Origin of the sequence: Streptomyces sp. NBC_01446, from assembly GCF_026340095.1 — a bacterium.
Taxonomy (GTDB): domain Bacteria; phylum Actinomycetota; class Actinomycetes; order Streptomycetales; family Streptomycetaceae; genus Streptomyces; species Streptomyces aureus.
On sequence record NZ_JAPEPO010000001.1, the window covers coordinates 7463291 to 7480500 of the forward strand.

The 17210-nt window shown below is 67.4% G+C and carries 16 protein-coding genes and 1 pseudogene; 12 read left to right on the forward strand and 5 right to left on the reverse strand.

Translation table 11 applies throughout. The features are described 5' to 3' along the window. Window positions 1-937 precede the first annotated feature (937 nt). The 4 genes from OG456_RS33700 to OG456_RS33715 all read left to right on the forward strand — a co-directional run bounded on the left by OG456_RS33700 (window position 938) and on the right by OG456_RS33715 (window position 3595). The gene (locus tag OG456_RS33700; RefSeq protein WP_266567706.1) at window positions 938-1453 is read left to right on the forward strand and encodes a helix-turn-helix domain-containing protein; all 516 of its coding nucleotides are present in this window, start codon (window positions 938-940) and stop codon (window positions 1451-1453) included. 101 nt (window positions 1454-1554) lie between these two features. Continuing rightward, window positions 1555-2403: an alpha/beta fold hydrolase gene (locus OG456_RS33705; protein WP_266567708.1), complete on the forward strand. Its 849-nt coding sequence runs from the start codon at window positions 1555-1557 to the stop codon at window positions 2401-2403. A 16-nt stretch (window positions 2404-2419) separates the two neighbouring features. After that, window positions 2420-2818 (forward strand): nuclear transport factor 2 family protein, encoded by a 399-nt coding sequence (locus OG456_RS33710; RefSeq protein ID WP_266567710.1) that lies wholly within the window; start codon window positions 2420-2422, stop codon window positions 2816-2818. 243 nt (window positions 2819-3061) lie between these two features. Next, window positions 3062-3595: a hypothetical protein gene (locus OG456_RS33715; RefSeq protein ID WP_266567712.1), complete on the forward strand. Its 534-nt coding sequence runs from the start codon at window positions 3062-3064 to the stop codon at window positions 3593-3595. On the opposite strand, the gene OG456_RS33720 is transcribed toward OG456_RS33715, so the two are convergent. Then, window positions 3582-4349 (reverse strand): contact-dependent growth inhibition system immunity protein, encoded by a 768-nt coding sequence (locus OG456_RS33720; protein ID WP_266567714.1) that lies wholly within the window; start codon window positions 4347-4349, stop codon window positions 3582-3584. The two genes, OG456_RS33715 and OG456_RS33720, sit on opposite strands and share 14 nt — an antisense overlap. A gap of 63 nt (window positions 4350-4412) precedes the next feature. Beyond that, entirely contained in the window at window positions 4413-5495 is a 1083-nt protein-coding gene (locus OG456_RS33725) for an IS630 family transposase (RefSeq protein ID WP_266567716.1), read from the reverse strand. 611 nt (window positions 5496-6106) lie between these two features. Here OG456_RS33725 and OG456_RS33730 point away from each other — a divergent pair. Together OG456_RS33730 and OG456_RS33735 are read left to right on the forward strand one after the other, a co-directional pair. Next, a complete protein-coding gene (locus OG456_RS33730) occupies window positions 6107-6616 on the forward strand; it encodes a transglycosylase SLT domain-containing protein (protein WP_266567718.1) in 510 nt (169 codons plus the stop codon). 115 nt (window positions 6617-6731) lie between these two features. Continuing rightward, window positions 6732-7067, forward strand: a pseudogene (locus OG456_RS33735) (LCP family protein); the annotation flags it as partial. 243 nt (window positions 7068-7310) lie between these two features. On the opposite strand, the gene OG456_RS33740 reads toward OG456_RS33735, so the two are convergent. From OG456_RS33740 to OG456_RS33750, 3 genes are read right to left on the reverse strand one after another with little or no spacing between them, the layout of a single operon-like run. Next, window positions 7311-8402, reverse strand: coding sequence for an ABC transporter substrate-binding protein (locus tag OG456_RS33740; protein WP_266567720.1), 1092 nt, complete (start codon window positions 8400-8402; stop codon window positions 7311-7313). 59 nt (window positions 8403-8461) lie between these two features. After that, window positions 8462-9340 (reverse strand): ABC transporter permease, encoded by an 879-nt coding sequence (locus OG456_RS33745; protein ID WP_266567722.1) that lies wholly within the window; start codon window positions 9338-9340, stop codon window positions 8462-8464. Further along, a complete protein-coding gene (locus OG456_RS33750; protein ID WP_266567724.1) occupies window positions 9337-10197 on the reverse strand; it encodes an ABC transporter ATP-binding protein in 861 nt (286 codons plus the stop codon). The genes OG456_RS33745 and OG456_RS33750 overlap by 4 nt, the downstream gene beginning before the upstream one ends. A gap of 308 nt (window positions 10198-10505) precedes the next feature. Here OG456_RS33750 and OG456_RS33755 point away from each other — a divergent pair, with 308 nt between their 5' ends. The 6 genes from OG456_RS33755 (at window position 10506) to OG456_RS33780 (ending at window position 17139) form a co-directional block, all read left to right on the forward strand. After that, window positions 10506-12164, forward strand: coding sequence for a sensor histidine kinase (locus tag OG456_RS33755; protein ID WP_266567726.1), 1659 nt, complete (start codon window positions 10506-10508; stop codon window positions 12162-12164). Further along, a complete protein-coding gene (locus OG456_RS33760) occupies window positions 12161-12850 on the forward strand; it encodes a response regulator (RefSeq protein ID WP_266567728.1) in 690 nt (229 codons plus the stop codon). The genes OG456_RS33755 and OG456_RS33760 overlap by 4 nt, the downstream gene beginning before the upstream one ends. A gap of 899 nt (window positions 12851-13749) precedes the next feature. Then, window positions 13750-13896: a hypothetical protein gene (locus OG456_RS33765; protein ID WP_266567730.1), complete on the forward strand. Its 147-nt coding sequence runs from the start codon at window positions 13750-13752 to the stop codon at window positions 13894-13896. A 63-nt stretch (window positions 13897-13959) separates the two neighbouring features. After that, window positions 13960-15102, forward strand: a complete 1143-nt coding sequence (locus OG456_RS33770) for an acyltransferase (RefSeq protein WP_266567732.1) — start codon at window positions 13960-13962, stop codon at window positions 15100-15102. Between the two features lie 208 nt (window positions 15103-15310). Continuing rightward, window positions 15311-15469, forward strand: a complete 159-nt coding sequence (locus OG456_RS33775) for a hypothetical protein (protein WP_266567734.1) — start codon at window positions 15311-15313, stop codon at window positions 15467-15469. 86 nt (window positions 15470-15555) lie between these two features. Beyond that, the gene (locus OG456_RS33780; protein ID WP_266567736.1) at window positions 15556-17139 is read left to right on the forward strand and encodes a glycosyltransferase; all 1584 of its coding nucleotides are present in this window, start codon (window positions 15556-15558) and stop codon (window positions 17137-17139) included. Window positions 17140-17210 lie beyond the last annotated feature (71 nt).

A 17210-nucleotide genomic window follows, 5' to 3' on the forward strand; every position in this document is an offset into this window, starting at 1 on the left:
AACGTCTGAGCCTTTGACCAGTGTTTTCTCTGGTCAAAGCAGGTTTGGAAGGTTTTCGATCTTGGCGGTCCGTGGCGGCTGGAAGCGGGTCCTGGCGGGGCTGATGCTGACCTGCTGCTGACTTTACTAACGGAGTATCAGGTGGGCGTGTAGTTGCAGACCGGCGCTCCCAACCGCTTACTTCCGGCAGTATCGGCTCTCGCGGAGCGCTGGTCACGTGTGCGGGCTCGCTTCAAGTGGCGCCAGCCGAGCGTTGCAGGGTTGGCGAGGCGAGCTTCCTGATCCGCCAGAATGCCTGCGTGTGGCCTTGTCGCGCGAGCTCGATGACCCCGAGTGGCTGGTGTGGCCCCGGGACTGCGACCGCGGCGCGGCCGGCGCGCTGCTCGCCGACCCTCTGACGAACCGAATCCTCACCCGGCTTGCCCTTCGACCAGCCGCCAAAGCTGGCCGCTGATCTGCAGTGAAAGCCCCTCGAAGAAATCTTGAAGGCTGGCCGCAGCGAGGTCGAACTGATCGAACCGCGTGTGTCGACGAGAACTCACTGAACGTGAGGGGTGGTTGTTGGCCCGGAGGCAGGCCCCTTCCTGAGGGGCGAGATCCTCGTACGGCTATCGGCATCAGTGGTTGTCACGGGTGCTGTGGCGTCGGTGCGGCGAACACCTAACCCGCACCAGGCCAGCAGGGATCGAGGCTCGGGCATGAGTCCATCACCACCACGGTCGACCGGTACGGCCACCTCCTGGAGCCCGCGGGCGAAGAAGTGGTGGCTGCCGTCGAATGGGCCATGAGTCCCACGGAGACGTCGCCGACTGCTGGGGCCTGACGAGTGCGCCCTGATGGTGCGCCTCCGGCCTGCTTTACCCGCTTCCTGGCTAGTAATATTGCGGGACTACTTTCGATTTGGAACCACTACCGGGGTCACCGGAGAGGAGAAGCCGTGTCCGACCATGAGGGCCACGTCGCCTTCCAGCATGGCCAGGAGTTCCTGGCCGCGATTTCCGAACGCTGGAACTACCAGATCCTGCGGGAGGTGTTCTTCGGCGTTGGCCGCTTCGGCGAACTCAAGCGAGCCCTGGGTATCTCGGCGAACATCCTCACCGCGCGGCTCAACAGCCTGACCGAGCTGGGCCTGCTCACCAAGCGCGCCTACCGCTCCGACAAACCGTGGTACGAGTACGCGCTCACCGACAGCGCCCGCGAACTCGTCGTCCCCGCCATTGCGGCCGTCACGCGTTGGGCCGAAACCCATGCGACCGATACCGACATCACGCACCACCCGCTGATGCACACGACGTGCGGCAACCCGACCAATCCGTACCTCGCGTGCAGCAGCTGCCATCAGCCGGTCGAGGCCTCTGCTCTGCGGCCGGTGTCCGCCGAGGGAGGCGGTGCCGGCCGCGGGAGGGGGTCGGCTCCCGCGACACCGGGCGACGACGGTTCGGGGCCCCGCTGATCACCTCGATCCGAAGGCGACCAAGGGTAGTAGCGTTTTGGAACTAGTAGCGTTACGCTACGAGTGACTGAACGTCTCCTTGGCCACGGAAGGGACTGATCATGACCACGAACTGGCTCGAAGGGGTTACCGAGAAGCTGATCCCCACCTCACTGGGCCTGATCAACGTGCGCGTCGGCGGCCGTTCCGGCGGCCCCGCCATGGTGTGCTGGCCGAGCCTGATGATGGACGGCACCATGTGGCAGTACCAGTACGAGCACTTCGCCCCGACCCACCGCGTAGTGCTCATCGACAGCCCCGGACACGGCAAGTCCGACGCGCTGCGCAAGATCATTGATCTCAAGGACTGCTCCGACGCGCTCGTCGAGATCCTCGACGCGCTCGGCATCGACGAGTGCATTCTGGTGGGCAACAGTTGGGGCGGCATGCTCGCCGGGGTCTTCCCGGCCCACTATCCGCAGCGGACCGCGGCGGCGATCGGCATCAACTGCACCGCCTCCCCGCCTACGACGGTCGAGAGTGTCTGGGTCACCGCACTGTCCGCGTTCCTCTCGCTGCACGCGAAGATGCCGCCGCTGGCCGCCAAGGCCGCCCGCGCCGCCTTCGCCGGGCCTACTGCCGAGGCCACTAACCCGGAATTCACGGAGTTCACCAAGTTCGTGTTGCGGGACGACCCGAAGTCGGTGGCGTGGGCGCTGCGCAGCATCCTCATAGGCCGCATGGACGAGCATTGCCGCCTGAACACCATCAGGAACGTGCCCGTCCTGATCATCGCCGGCGAGGAGGACAGCCAGTTCCCTGTGCACGTGGTGCGGAAAATGGCGGACGCCATCGAGGGCAGCACCTTCCGGGTGCTCCAGCACACCGCCCACCTCGCCGCCCGGGAGAACCCCGATGGCGTCAATGCCGAGATCGATACCTTCCTTGCCGCCCTGCCCGCCACGGTCTGACCGGGAGTCCATCGCCATGGAAAACAACGCACAAGCGACGGCCGTGCCCGGCTGGGTCCTTAAGTTCATGGATGCCATCGACACCCTGGAGTTCGGCGAGGGCTTCGCGCCGCTGACCGAGGGCACCGAGATGTTCTTCGGTACCGAGCGCATTCAGGGTGCCGATGCCATCAAGGCGTTCTTCGTCAAGATCGACGAGCCGCTGATCATCAAGCACGAGGTCCTGGAGTTCTGGGCCGCGGGCGACGGCGTCCGCCTGCTGCGCGGCGAGGCGACGATGGCCAAGAAGAGCAGCCCGGACCAGGTGGTGCGAGCCCCGTTCATGCACATCTTCTACCTCGACCGGGAAGAGCCGGTCCGTGTCCGGACGCTCCGCATCACCGCGGGGCCGCTTCAGACCGACACTGTGATGTGACCTCATTCCGGGGCCCGCCGCGAGTACCCGGGCCCTGGAGTCGAGGGCGCCCACACTGCCGGCCGGACACGGAGCTCGGCGACCGTTCGCCAAATGGCGTCAGGGCTTCCGTCACGACCCGAGATGGTGATCCGCGGCGGCTATCGGGACCTCGAGGTCTGGAAGTGCGTACCGAGCGGCGAGCGTCACTGACTCGTCAGCGAAGGCGCCGGTCACTGTGGGGCGATTCACGCGGACTGGTTCGTGCCCGCCCTGTGCCTCCCGCAGCGGGAGGCCGTCCACATCGAGGATCTGGTCCTGCAGAGCGCTACGGGCGAGAGCGTCCCGGTCTACGTGCCCAACCGAGGAAACGGCCGCGCCGGCCGGCACATGTGGGTCTCGGCCGACGACCGCGCGCTGTGGCAGGAACTCATCGGGGAGAAGACGCCTCTCCCTACGGCCCCGGCCGAGGACGAGGACGACGTGATCACCTTCGCCGAGCGGGAGATCGACCGCACCTGCCGAGCCGGGGAGGAGGGCTGGTTCGTCAGCGACGGCCGGCCCATCCGGGATCTCGACCAGCCGGCCGGCGGCTTCGCGCTTCCCCGCATGCCGGTCCAGCGCTCCCTCGATCCGATGCGGATCACCACCGTAGAGCGCGCTGCCGCTTCCGCCGCGCTGGGATGCCCGCCGTGGGAGCTCGGGCTGTGCGCCGGCTGCGGCCAACTGATGCGGCGCTACGGACAGAACGCCGCCATGTACTGCAACGTGTGCCGGGCCGACCTCAATGGGCGGTAGCCGGGAACTGCAACCGGCGAACGATGGAGGCTACGGCCGCTGTGCGGTCGGAGCCTCCGTTTCGGCTGGTCAGCCGTGGCGGAGAATACGAGATTCGAATTGGCTGCGAACGCGGGTGGTGCTGAGGGGTGCCCTGGATGTCTTGGAGCCAGCGGCGCAGCGGGACATCCTCCGGCGGGTAGACCTGGAGTCCCAGGATCTGTGCCGCCTGGTCAAGTTCGCTGTCGTCCTCGACTGAGGTGAGGAACGAGCCGATTTCCTTGGCTGCCTCGCCGATCGTCTCCGGGCCGTTGGCGTCGAGGTAGTCGTCCAGGGCCGCTCGATGGCATGCGTAGAACCGCGAGAAGTCCTGATGGAAGTACCCGCCCAGTAGCGCCTGGAGTTCGGGGAACGGCTTGGCCCACTCCCGGTCCGTGCGGGGATTCTCCGCATGCTCGTAGTCACCGCCGCGCCGGATCCGGTCGAGATGGTCCCGGGCAAGGGCAAGGCACTGCTCGACGGTGCGATCGGCGGACGGCTTGATGTGGGGGAGGGTGTCGACCTCGTCAGCGATCTCGTCGCTGACGAGGTCGACGGTCAGCAGGTCGTCGATCTCGGCGATGACGGTGTCCAGCAGGCCGGGGGTGCGGACGGCCTGGCGGATGTAGGACTGGAGGGCGTCGCCCGCCGCTTGCGGTGTGTCCGTGAAGACGTATCCGGCTGAGGCGTAGGCGTGGAGCAGGTCGTGGACTTCGGGGAATCGAATGTGGTCCAAGAAGCCTTCGGGTTGGGTCGCGGGCCGGTCCTTGGTAGCTAGTGTCTCGTGATCCTGTTCATGTCAGTTCGAGTTGTTATTGACGAGTTTCCTCACGTTGGTCGCGGCGAGTCGGACCTTCCCGAGGACCTCGCTGGAGGTCGCGGTCCAGGTGAACGGTTTCGCCGTCGTGTTCCAGGAGTTGATGTAGTCGCGGATCTGTTTGATCAGGACGTTGACGCTGGAGAACGTGCCGCGGCGGATGGATTGCCGGGTCAGGATTCCGAACCAGATCTCGATCTGGTTCAGCCACGAGGAGCCGACGGGAGTGAAATGGAAGTGGACGTGCGGGTTCTTGACCAGCCACTCCTTGACCTCGGGTGTGGTGTGCGTCGAGAGGTTGTCCAGGACGACGTGGATGTCCTTCCCGGCGTGCGGTTTCACCGCCTTCTTCAAGAAGGCCAGGAAGTCCTTGCCGTTCCGGGTCGGCTTGCACTCGCCGAGCACTTCGCCGGTGGTCACGTTCAGGGCGGCGAACAGGTTCGTGGTGCCGTGCCGGACGTAGTCGGCGGTGCGCTGCTCGCTCGCGGCGAAGGAGACCGGCAGTACCGGCTGGGTTCGGTCCAGAGCCTGGATCTGCGTCTTCTCGTCGATCGAGAGGACTACCGCGCCGCCCGGCGGTGCCAGATACAGGCCGATCACATCGGCCACTTTCTCCGCGAACGCAGGGTCTTTGGAAATCTTGAAGGTGCCCAACCGGTGCGGCTTCAGGCTTTCCTCCCGCCAGACGCGCGCGATGTAGTGCCAGGACACGGTGAGGTTCTCGGTCCGCTCCAGGTACTTCGCCAACTCCCGTGTGGACCAGTGCGAAAGCCCCGTGCCGTCCGGCGGCGTCATGCGCGTCAGCGCAATCACCCGGGCCCGCACCCGCGCCGGCACCTGTTCCCGTGGGCCGCCGGGACGCTCACCTTCCAGCCCGGCCAGGCCCTGCTCGACATAGCGGATCTTCCAGCGGTCCACGGTCGGCAGCGACACCCCGAGCAGCTCGGCAATGTCCTTGCGCCGACGCCCCTCACTCGACCACAGCACGATCCGGCCCCGCGTTGCTATGTCCGCAGGAACGTCCCGACTGTTCACCAACTCCCGCAACTCGGCGGCCTGTTCCACGGAGAGCTCCACACCAAGAGACCCTGCCACACAAGATCAAGTAACGCTGACGGAATCACGAGACACTAGTCGGTGCTCGGGGACAGGCGACGGTTCGATGAGCGACCACAGTTCGTCCGACACGAACCTCGGCCGCGACTGACGTTTCTCCGTGAACAGACCAACGACCCGACAAGCCGACAGTCGCATGATCAACAGCTTTTGTCAGAGCCTGTAAGGAAGTCGCCCTCCGAGGGCATGATCCTCACCTCTGAACCGGGCTGAACGCGTGACGTGGGTAACGCGGAGGGGGCCGGGCCTGTGAAGCACCCCATAGGAGCCAGATCACATACTAAAGATGGTAGTAGCCGGTGGGGGCTTTCAGAGGCCCACGGGAAACGCTCTATTCGGTCATTTCGGACATTCCTCCGTAGTGGGGTAGTACGTCACATCCTTGCGCCCCCTCTCGGGCATCGCTAACTATGGCTGTCGTCCCGGAGAGCGGGTCGGAGCACGAGCGAAGTCGCTCGCTCCGCCCCCGGGTCAGGACGCGGATCCCATTCCGCTCCAGGTGCCACCGCACCGGCCCAGCGCCGCACGATGTCCCCCGAGCATGAAGAGGTAGATCCCGTATGACCTTCTCCACCCCGATCGCCGCTGTCGCCCGCCCCACCCGCTTCAAGCGCACCACCGTCACGGTCCTGGCCGCCGCCGGTCTCGCGGGCGCCGCACTGACCTTCGCCCCGTCCCCCGCGCAGGCCGCCGAGCCCGCCGCGGCGCCGAAGGCAGCTCACTCGGTGTCGGCCCAGAAGGGCACCGACGGGAACAAGGTCGACGCCTGGATCAATCAGGCCCTCGCGATCATGAAGGCCAAGGGCATCCCCGGCTCCTACGAGGGTCTGCACCGCAACATCATGCGTGAGTCCTCCGGCAACCCGAACGCCGTGAACGGCACTGACGTGAACGCGGTCAAGGGCACCCCGTCCAAGGGCCTGCTCCAGGTCATCCAGCCGACCTTCAACGCCTACCACGTCGCCGGCACCTCCCAGAGCCTGACGGACCCGGTCGCCAACATCACCGCGGCCGCCAACTACGCCGCCGACCGCTACGGCTCCATCGACAACGTCAACTCCGCGTACTGAGCCGTCGTCACCACACGCCGTAACTGATCCACGGCACACCTCAAACCCTCGAACGGAGGGCAGCGCCCATGCCGCACCACAGCGGAGACGAAGGGCACGCGCCCTCAGCCGACGCAACGCGGCGTACCAAGTGGGCGGTCCCGCCTGCACCGTGAAGACGGTGGAGAAGATGTCGGGCGTCCGCATGGACCACTATCTCGAGGTCGACTTCAAGGGCTTCAAGAAGTTCGTCGACGAGCTCGGTGGTGTCGACATCAGCACCCACCGGGCCATCAAGGACGCCGGCAGTCACCTGTCCCTGAGAGCCGGCAAGCACACCCTCAAGGGTGAACAGGCCCTGGCGCTCGTGCGGACCAGGCACGCCGTCGGCGACGGCAGCGACCTGGGGCGGATCCAGCTCCAGCAGACTTTCATCAAGGCACTGATCCACCGCGCCGAATCGATCGACGTGCATCTGCCTCATCCGGCAGCCCGAAGGCCTACGGCGCTGTCCCCTCTCGGCCGGCCACCACGGCGACCATCGGCACTTCTACAGCGGCGAGCTCCGCAACTGATCTCACCCGGCCGCGCTCCGAGCCCCTTCAACGACTGGGTCGCCGCCTTTCGCTGAGGCACAACTCAGCTGAAGCGCCCTGCAACAGGCGCTTGCCGCCCGGGCTTCGTTCGCCCGGGCGGCACCGTGAGCGCGGTTGGGTCAGCCGTCGGCACCGGCCGGGGCCGTGGTGGTGGTGAAGCCCTCCTTCTTGTTGGCGTTGAGCGCGAACTCGTTGGTGAACGTCTTACTGAAGTCCACTGACGTGGTGACGGTCCCGACCAGTTTCTCGGTGGCCAGAGAGGTCTTCGGGCCTCCCGCCGGCATGATCCCGTCCGGCAGGAACTGGCCCTTGTCCTCGTCCAGCGCCTTTATGTAGTCGGCCTTGGTGACCAGCTGGTTCTGTACGTACGACGCCGGCAGCTTGTCGGCGATCTGGGCAGCGCTGTGCTTGTTGATCCAGTGCATGGTGGCCACGAGCGCGTCGACGACCCTCTGCACCGAGTCCTTGTGCGAGTTCACCCAGTCGGTGCGGGCGAGCACGCTCGCGCCAGGGAACGCCCCTCCGAGCGCCGACTTGGCGCCGTCCGTGGTGGCCAGGTCGACGGCAGAGGTGCCGACCCCCTTCTTCTCGATCGCGGCGACCGTCGGCTGCGTCGTCATGACGCAGTCGGCCTTGCCGTTCTGCAGCGCGGCGACGGCCGTGGAGCCAGCACCGACCGCGAGCCGGTGGAACTGGTTGGTCTTGACGCCCTTCGCCGCCGCCATGAACTGGGTGAGGGTGTCCGTGCCCGAGCCCAGGTCGGTGACGCCGAGTGTCTTGCCCTTGAAGTCGGCAGCCGATTTCACGCCGCTCTTCTTGGTACACATCTCCCGCTCGCCGGGCGCCCCCGACAACTGGACGACGTCCTCGACCGCCTTGCCTTTCGCCTGGAACTCGATCGTGTGGTTGTACCAGGCGCCGGCCATGTCCACCTGGCCCGAGGCCATGGCCTCCTCGGCTCCGACACCGCCGTTCTGCTCGGTGCTCAGCTCGACCTTGACGCCGTACTTCTTGTAGAAGCCGAGGTTCTCGGCGAGTTCGTAGGGCAGGTAGATCTGCTTGTCGATGCCGCCGACCATGAGCTTGACGGTCGGGGTGCCGCCGGAACCGGCGTTGCTGGCGCTGGATTTGCCGGAGTTGCTGGAACACGCGGTCGCGGTGCCGAGGGCAAGGACGGTGATGATCGCTGCGGTGAGGGTTCTCTTGAGCATGGCGGGGCCTGCACCTTTCGGAAACACGGGAAGGGTGGTGAAGAGGGGACAGACGGGAGTCAGAGAGCGTTCGCCTCGGACGGGGCCGGCGGGCGCCAGGACAGCAGCCGGTGTTCGAGCTTGCCGATCAGCCACTCCGCGCCGAGCACGATCACCGCGATGACGAGCATCGTGGCGAACACGCCGTTGGGGTCGAAGTTGTTCTGCGCGGTCTTGATGACCAGACCGAGCCCGCTCTGCGCACCGAGCACCTCGCCGACGAGCGCGCCGACGATGGCGAAGCCGAAGGCACTGTGCAGGCTGGCGATGATCCACGTCAGTGCCGAGGGCAGGATGACGTGCCGGGTGGTCTGCATCCGGGAGGCGCCGAGCACCTTGACGTTGGCGAGAACGTTGCGGTCGACCTCGCGGACGCCCTGGTAAGCGTTGAAGAAGACGATGAAGAACACCAGTACAGCGGCCAGCAGGATCTTCGGGGTGACACCGATACCGAAGGCGACGATGAAGATCGAGCCGAGAACGATGCGCGGGATCGCGTTGACCATCTTGATGTAGGGACCGAGCACGTCGGAGAGGTAGCGGCTCTGCCCGAGCGCGACACCGAACACGATCCCGGTGAGAGAACCCACGGCGAAGCCGGCGAGCGCCTCCTGGATGGTCGTCCAGATGTTCTGGTAGAAGGAGCCGAACTGGGTGCCGTGCTGGAAGAGATCGATCAGCCGTTGCCAGATGCCCGACGGCTGACCGAAGAAGAACGGGTCGACAATGCCCCAGCTGGTGAACGCCTGCCAGCCGCCGATCACGAAGGCCGCGAGACCGATACGGCCCGCCCACACCCGGGCGACACGACGCCGCGCGGCCCGCTGCGCGTCACTCACGACCGGACCCTTGCCGCCATCGGCCGCGGGCACCGCCGAAACGGTGGACGTCGTACTCATTCCTTGCCTCCTGCGGTGAGTGCGTAGGCGCGCTCCACCTCTTCGCGCAACGTGTCCCAGATCTGGTGCTGGAGTTCGATGAAACGGGGCTGGAAGCGGATCTCCTGGACCGAGCCGCGCGGGCGGGGCAGGTCGATGTCGAAGACCTCCTTGACCGAGCCGGGGCTGGACGTCATCACGACCACCCGATCGGCCAGTGCCACCGCCTCGTCCAGATCGTGGGTGATGAAAAGGACGGTGGGGCGGATCTGCTCCCACAGGCTCAGCAGCTCGGTCGACATGATCGCCTTGGTCTGCACGTCGAGGGCGCCGAACGGCTCGTCCATGATCAGGATCTTGGGTTCGTTGATCAGGGCCGCGGCCATCGCCACGCGCTTGCGCATACCGCCTGACAGCTGGTGGGGGTAACGGTCCTCGAATCCGGTGAGGCCGACCCGGCGCAGCCAGTCACGCGCCGAAGCCTGTGCCTGCTGCTTGGGCACCCCACGGAAGACGGGGCCCATCAGCACGTTGCCGAGAACGGTCTTCCACGGCAGGAGCGCGTCGGTCTGGAACATGAAGCTGACGCCGTCGGTGATGCCGTCCACCTCGCGGCCACCGACCTTGACGGAGCCTTCGCTGGGCCGGTCGAGACCGGACACCAGGCCCAGCGTGGTCGACTTGCCGCAGCCGGTGGGGCCCACCACGGCGCAGAACTGGCCCGGCTCCACGGTGAACGAAACGCCTTGCAGCGCTGTGAATACCTCTCCGGCAGGTGTCAGGAATCGCTTGGTGAGTCCGGAGATCTCGATGCGCGCGTTCGCTTGGTCCGCCGCACCGGCGCCCGGGCTCGTCGCGACATCATTTCGCGAAGCCATGTGGGGCCGCTTCCTTTCTGTTTCTCGGATTTCCTCGACTGCCTCGGGAGCCCTCTCGGGAGCCCCCTCGGGAGAATTCCCGGGGCCTCTCAGATCTAGGAAGGCAGACGCTAGAGGCAGCCACGTATGACGTCGACGTTTCCGAGCTATCTCGCGATGGTTGCGTAAGGCGGGCTTCTGCTCGTTTTGCTCAGCGAACGGGGTGTGGGCAGCGTCCCGGCCATGAGGCACAATCACGCCACCCGGGCATCCAGCGTGGCCGGCCCGGCACCTCGCACCACAGGAACGAAGAGGCACCCGTGATACCCATGCGATTCCGGACAGACCGCGGAGGAAATCGCAGGCTTTCCACCCGGATCTTCGCCAACCAGCTGGTCATCCTCGCGCTGACCGGACTGATCGGCTACGTCCTGTTCGCCTTCGCGCAGCGGGCCGAACTCGACCGCTCCTACGAGCAGCGGGCCCTGGACATCGCCCGGACCATGGCCGCGGAGCCGCAGGTCAAGCAGGCAATGGAGGACGGGGGCGGCGGTGACGTGGTGCAGACGGTCGCCGAACGGATCCGCCGGGCGTCCGGGGCCTCGTACGTGGTCGTGATCGACCTGCGCGGTATACGGCACTCGCACCCCATACCGGACCTGATCGGCGACCCGGTGGCCGAACCGGTGGTGGTGAAGGACGGCCGCCCGCACGTCGGCACCGACCAGGGTGCGACCGGACGGTCGGCCAACGGCAAGGTCCCGCTGTACGGGCCTTCCGGGGCGTTGGCCGGCGAGGTGTCCGTGGGTCTCCCGGAACACGACGTGCTCGGCGAGCTGTGGCACGAGCTGCCCACCTTCGCGCTGTACGCCGCGATCGCCACCGCGATCGGCGCTGCAGCGGCCTACCTGCTGGCACGGCGGCTGAAACGAACCACGTTCGGCCTGGAGCTGGAGGAGATCGCCGGCCTGCTGCAGGACCGAGAGGCAATGCTGCACGGCATCCGGGAAGGCGTCGTCGCCTTCGCCCCCGACGGCAGGATCACCGTCGTGAACGACGAAGCCAGGCGACTGCTCGGCCTCGGCAGCGCGCTCGGCCACCGGCTGGAGGAGGTGCTGCCGGACGGCCGACTGCGCCGCGCCCTGGACGGCACCCTGACCGGCACCGACGTCAGCGTCCTGACCGACGACCACTGCCTCGTCGTCAACCGCATGCCGGTCGCCCTGCACGGCCGTGAACTGGGCGCCGTGGTCACCGTCCGCGACCGCACCGAGCTGATCGGCCTGCTGCGCGAACTCGACTCCGTACGCGGACTGACCGACGCCCTGCGGGCCCAGCAGCACGAGTTCACCAACCGGATGCACACCGTGGCCGGGCTGCTGGACATCGGCGAACACGAGTCCGCATACGAGTTCGCCATCGATACGGCCCGCTCTGGGCAGGCCCTGACCGAGGCCGTGCGCCGGCACATCGGCAACCCGCAGATGGTCGGGCTCATCGTCGCCAAGACCACTGTCGCTGCCGAACGCGGGGTTCGCATCTCCCTCACCGATGACTCCGCACTCGGCGACGACCCGCCACATCTGCGGCGCCTGCTGACCATCGTGGGCAACCTGCTCGACAACGCCATCGAAGCGACGGCCGAGGCGCCACCCGCCAGCGGGGGACGCAGGATCCGGCTGACACTGGCCGAAGGCGACGAGCTGATCGCCGTCCGGGTGGCGGACAACGGCCCCGGCATCGATGCGGGAACCGCCCAGTCGATCTTCGAGGACGGCTGGTCCACCCGCCCCGAACGGGACACCGCACGCCGCGGCCTGGGACTGGCCCTGGTCCACCGGCTGGTGCAGCGGCACGGCGGCACCATCACGGTCAGCGAAGGCCCGGGCGCGGTATTCACGGCCCTGCTGCCGCAGCCGGACACGTCACCGTCATCGCAGGCCGCACTGCTCACGGCCGCGCTGGCGGAGGGAGGCGACCGCCGATGATCCGCACCCTCGTGGTGGACGACGACTTCCGCGTCAGCCACATCCACAGCGACTACGTACGCCGGATCCAGGGCTTCGAGGTGGTCGGCGAGGCGGCGAATCTGGCCGAAGCGCTGGCAGCGGTCCGCACCCTGCACCCGGACCTGCTGTTGCTCGACATCTTCCTTCCCGACGGCAGCGGACTCGACATCCTGCGCCGGCTCAGCCAGGACCAGGACGACACCCGCCCCGACGCCCTCATGATCACCGCCGACCACGACATCACTTCCGTCCGTGCCGCGATGAAACTCGGTGCGGTCGGCTACCTGGTGAAACCGTTCGGCTCCGCCGACCTCGCCGAACGGCTCAACGCCTACCGTCAGCTCCACGACCGCGTCGACGCCCTCAGCCGGACGACCACAGCCGACCAGGCCGACGTGGACGCCCTGTTCAGCGCCGCCCGCCCACCGGCCATCCCCCGGATCCCGGCCAAAGGCCACTCCGCGCCCACCCTCACCACGATCCACCAGGCCCTGCGAACCGCCGACAGCGCCCTGTCGGCCGCCGATGCGGCCGAGGCGACCGGCGTCTCCCGCGCCACGGCCCAGCGCTACCTGTCCTACCTCGTCAAGGAGGGCACGGTCCGCCTCGAACTCCGCTACGGCACCAACGGCCGCCCCGAACACCGCTACCGCATTCAGAACTGACGATGCGACAGGCATCCGAGCGGCCTCCACGAGGCCGAAGCCACGACCGGCGACCGCGACGCATTCGCGAACGCCGCCCTCGTCACCCCGCGCACCTTGCGCGCGCTCGACCTGAACGCCGGCGCCGTCGCCGATCCGGCGCCCTATCAGACGAAGGCCGTGTTCCGGCGGGCGCCCGATACCCAGCGGTCAGGTAGGGGTCCTTCGACATCACGAGTTCAAGTTGACTAGCAGCATAAACAAATTGGGCAACAGGGCCAGCGACGGCTTCTAGGACAGCCGACGCGTCCAGCAACGACTCGGCTGCCTGAGCCTCATCGAGTTCGAAGAGAACTACGCCGGGCAGGCGGCGACCGAACCAGTTGAGTTCCGGTCTGGCCTGTGTCGACAGCTCGTCCGGTCGGCGGAGCAGGGCGATGTTCGTCCGTGATGAGGTGAGCGGGGTGCGCAGCTCGTGCCCTGCGTGCCGGCCGGCAGCCTCAGCTCGCCTCGGCGCGGGCCGGCCTGCCCAGCATGTCGTCGGAAGCACGCCGCGCCGGCCCACCTCGTCCGGGCCGCGGACTGGTCCTGCCAGTTCGTGCCGCCGGTGATCCGCATTGCGAGGCACCAGCTGACCGGGGCCGTGGCCTGCACGACCGTGAGCGTGAGCACGGTCGTGCAGCGTTGCCGACAACGGGACCGACGCTTCTCACTCGACTCTCACTGTCACCACGGCGTCGGCTTACCTCCGTTCGTCAGCGTGTTGACGGCTGCCGTCTCGCCGTTTCCTGCTCGCGGCGCGCGGCGCGCGGCGCGCTGGTTCCGTCTGCAGCTCCCAGGGACCGGTTGCCGCGCCCGTGTGCCCCCGAGCGGTACGTCGGGGTGAGCCGCATGCCGTGGAAGCTGCCCCGAAGGGGAACATGAGCAGGCTGACGTCCATCACACGTGACGGTGACGAGTCCGACGACGCACTGAGCGACCTGACAGATTCACTGCCAGAGAATGAGGATCCGGACGACGACGCTGAGACGTCCCTCTTCGAGACGCTGAGGGCCTACTTCGAGTAGGCATGGCGAGGAACACGGTGGTAACGAGCACGACGCAGTCGAGGAGAAGAGCACAGCTCGCGTATGAGTACAGCGGACTACCGCCACGCACCGCCCGCCCGCATCACCCGGCGCCTGCACCGCTATCTCGACCCACCGGAGTGTGTTTCTCCGGTCGGCCGCCGCCTGTTCGCGGTGGACGGGCTTCGCCTGGTCGCCGCTTTGCTGGTGGTCGCATACCACTTCGTCGCCTCCGGCGCCGGGAGCACACGGGGCGCCTGGGGGATGCCCACCACCAAGGTGTTCCCGGCAGCGCACCACCTCGCGCAGTACGGGTACCTCGGCGTTGAGATCTTCTTCGCCGTCAGCGGGTTCGCGATCTGCTTGTCGGGGTGGGGCCGTACTATGCGCCAGTTTGCTGCCTCTCGCATATCGCGCCTTTATCCGGCGTACTGGCTGGGCGTGCTGGCCACCACGGCCGTGCTCACCCTGTCTCCCACCGTGAACGAGCCGAAGTCGCACCGGGCTGTTCTGGTCAACCTGACCATGCTCGAAAGACCCCTGGGAGTTTCCGAGGTCAGCGGCGTGTACTGGACGCTGTGGTCGGAGATACGGTTCTACCTGCTGTTCGCAGTGGTGCTCCTCTTCGGCGCGACGTACCGGCGGGTGCTGTTGTTCTGCCTGGCGTGGACGCTGGTGTCGATCCCGGCAGAGCTCTCTGGCTCCGCGTCGTGGGACGCGGTTTTCGAGCCGTCGTACAGCCAGCCGTTCATCATGGGCGTCTGCCTGTATCTCATCCGTCGCTTCGGTTCGCGTGCCGAGACATGGGCAGTCTTCGGCTTCTCCTGGCTGGTCGAGGTCCACGAGCTGGCCCGCCGCTCCACGTGGACCTCCAACGCCCTGGGCTGGCACGTCTCCTGGTTCGGCTCGGTCGCGGTCTTCACCGTGCTGCTGACGCTGCTCGTGCTCTGTGTCATCGGCCCGCTCGCCCGCCTCGACGTGCGCTGGCTCAGCACGGCGGGCGCTATGACGTACCCGCTGTACGTGCTCCACGACGAGATCGGGTACACCGCGATCCGGGCGTTTCGCCACGACGTTCCGCGGTGGCCGCTGCTGATCGCGCTGCTGGTGGTGTTGCTGGCGCTGTCCCACGCGGTGGCCCGATGGGTGGAGAAGCCGGTGGACAGGCGGCTGCGCCGTTTTCTGGAGACCGCCCGCCGCCGCTGACCGCGCGCGCTCGCAACTGAGCCAGGGACGGGCGGCATTCAACTGGGCCCGCGCCACGGACAGCCACGCCGGCAGCTCGTTGCGCGGGCTGGTTCCGACGCCTGCATGCCACGCGGTCGCGTTCCCACCGCGCTCTAGTTTATTTCGCGCCCTCCTCTTACATCGCGACGCAAGGCTCGGGGGAGTCCTGGCGAGTACCGGCGGACCGTTGGCGTATGACGTCGCCCTGTCCGGCCACGAGGTCTCGCATTCACTCGACCCCGGGGTCCGCATGAAGCTCGATTTCCAGCCGCGCCACGCCCTCGGCGCCAACGGCGCGATCAGCACCGACATCAGCCTCGCAGCTCACTCGGCGGTTTCATCGTGATGCGCGACAGCACAGCGCGTGGCGCTGAGGTCCCCGTACGGAACCGGTCCGGCCGAGCATGCGCGACCACCGGGCGCGTCAGTGTCGTGGTGATCGTTTACAACGACGCGGAGCACATACCTGACGCGGTGCGTTCGGCGCTCGCTCAGGGAGAGACGGTGGCCGAGGTCATCGTCGTCGACGACGCGTCGGTCGACGGGACCCGGGGCGCATTGCTCGCCTTCGCCGACGACGACCGGGTGCGGGTGCTGTCAAGGGAGCGCAACAGCGGCGGCTGTGGAACCCCGCGCAACGACGGCATGGCTACTGCACGTTCCGAGTACGTGATGTTCCTCGACAGCGACGACACATTCCCGCCCGGTGCCGTCGACGCGCTGCTGGCGGCCGCGGACGCTCATGACGCCGATGTCGTGGCGGGCCAGTGCCTGCGCCGTGAACTGCCCGACGGCCGGACCGCGGGGTGGCAGCCCCAGCTCTTCGACCGGTCTGCCGGCGCTGAACTGCCGGGTCAGGTACTCGAAGGGATCGGACAGCAGCCTGGGCTCCTGTGGGACACGCTGTCGGTGAACAAGCTCTACCGCCGGGATTTTCTCGCCGAGCACAACGTCAGGTTTCCGGGTGGTGCCTTCCACTACGAGGACTTCGTCTTCACCGCCCGGCTCTACGCCGCGCAGCCGCGGCTCGCGATCGTGGACACCCCGGTTTACGTCTGGCACGTCCGCAGGCAGGCGCCGAGTCTGTCCATCTCCCTGCGCCGCGCGGTGATCTCCAACTGGGAGCACCGGGTGGCTGCCCACCGGCAGGCCGTGGAGGTTTTGCGGACGGCCGGACACCCGGATCTGGTGGCCGCCGCGCAAGGCAAGTTTCTTGACTACGACGTGGCCATGTACACAAGAGAGCTGCCACTGCGTAGCAGGGAGTATCAGGAGAACTGGTGGAAGGTGACCGGTGGATATCTCAGGACCTTCGGCGCCGCCGGGTACGCCGCCGCACGTGTGCCTTCCCAGTGGCTCGGCCGCGTTGTGGAGGCACTGCCCGAGCCCGCGGAGATCGGCCGCCTGGTGGAGCTGGCGGCCCGGCCGCCGCGCCTGGCGCCGCCGTACAGCACCGACGGCTCCACGCCCGTGTTCGGGCCGGGCCCGGCGTCCGTTCCCCTGGAAGGACTCGACGAACTGGCCCCCCGCGAACTGCCGATAGCGATCGACGGGCGGGTGACGACAGGTCGGGTCACCCGGCTCACCCTGCGGGTGCATGACCTGTACGGCAGGCTTGCCACCGTCGCCCCGCAGACCGTACGCGTCGTCTTTCGGGAGCGGTCCGGGACGCGTGCCGATCGCGTCAGCGAGGTTCCGTTGGTCCCGGGCGAAGAGGGCTGGGCCGCGGAGGCGCGGCTGCGGACCAGTGAACTGACCGGTCCGGCGGACCTGATGGCCTGGGGCATCACGGCCGAAGTGCGGTGTGCCGGGGGCGAGGCCGTGCAGGCCGAGGTGCGCGCCGCGGGGGCCGAGCAGGCATGCCGCCGGGCCGTCGTACGTCTGGGACGCCCACTGTTCGTGCAGGTACACGTGACGCCGGGATCGGCCCTCAGGCTACGTGTGGTGGACAGTGCCCGTGGGCTGGGCCGCCTCACCGGAGGGCGAGCCCGCAGGCTGATCCGGCGGTTCCGGTAGCCCACGCGGTACGCGTCGCCAGCGCATGGCCGCGGAGGCACAAGTTCCCGCTGCGGCAGAGCCTGCTTTCT

Excerpts from the sequence above, each read along its gene's own strand:
- OG456_RS33705 (WP_266567708.1), top strand. The coding sequence starts at position 1,555 with ATGACCACGAACTGGCTCGAAGGGGTTACCGAGAAGCTGATCCCCACC.
- OG456_RS33710 (WP_266567710.1), top strand. The coding sequence starts at position 2,420 with ATGGAAAACAACGCACAAGCGACGGCCGTGCCCGGCTGGGTCCTTAAG.
- OG456_RS33730 (WP_266567718.1), top strand. The coding sequence starts at position 6,107 with ATGACCTTCTCCACCCCGATCGCCGCTGTCGCCCGCCCCACCCGCTTC.
- OG456_RS33740 (WP_266567720.1), bottom strand. The coding sequence starts at position 8,402 with ATGCTCAAGAGAACCCTCACCGCAGCGATCATCACCGTCCTTGCCCTC.
- OG456_RS33745 (WP_266567722.1), bottom strand. The coding sequence starts at position 9,340 with ATGAGTACGACGTCCACCGTTTCGGCGGTGCCCGCGGCCGATGGCGGC.
- OG456_RS33750 (WP_266567724.1), bottom strand. The coding sequence starts at position 10,197 with ATGGCTTCGCGAAATGATGTCGCGACGAGCCCGGGCGCCGGTGCGGCG.
- OG456_RS33755 (WP_266567726.1), top strand. The coding sequence starts at position 10,506 with ATGCGATTCCGGACAGACCGCGGAGGAAATCGCAGGCTTTCCACCCGG.
- OG456_RS33760 (WP_266567728.1), top strand. The coding sequence starts at position 12,161 with ATGATCCGCACCCTCGTGGTGGACGACGACTTCCGCGTCAGCCACATC.
- OG456_RS33765 (WP_266567730.1), top strand. The coding sequence starts at position 13,750 with ATGAGCAGGCTGACGTCCATCACACGTGACGGTGACGAGTCCGACGAC.
- OG456_RS33770 (WP_266567732.1), top strand. The coding sequence starts at position 13,960 with ATGAGTACAGCGGACTACCGCCACGCACCGCCCGCCCGCATCACCCGG.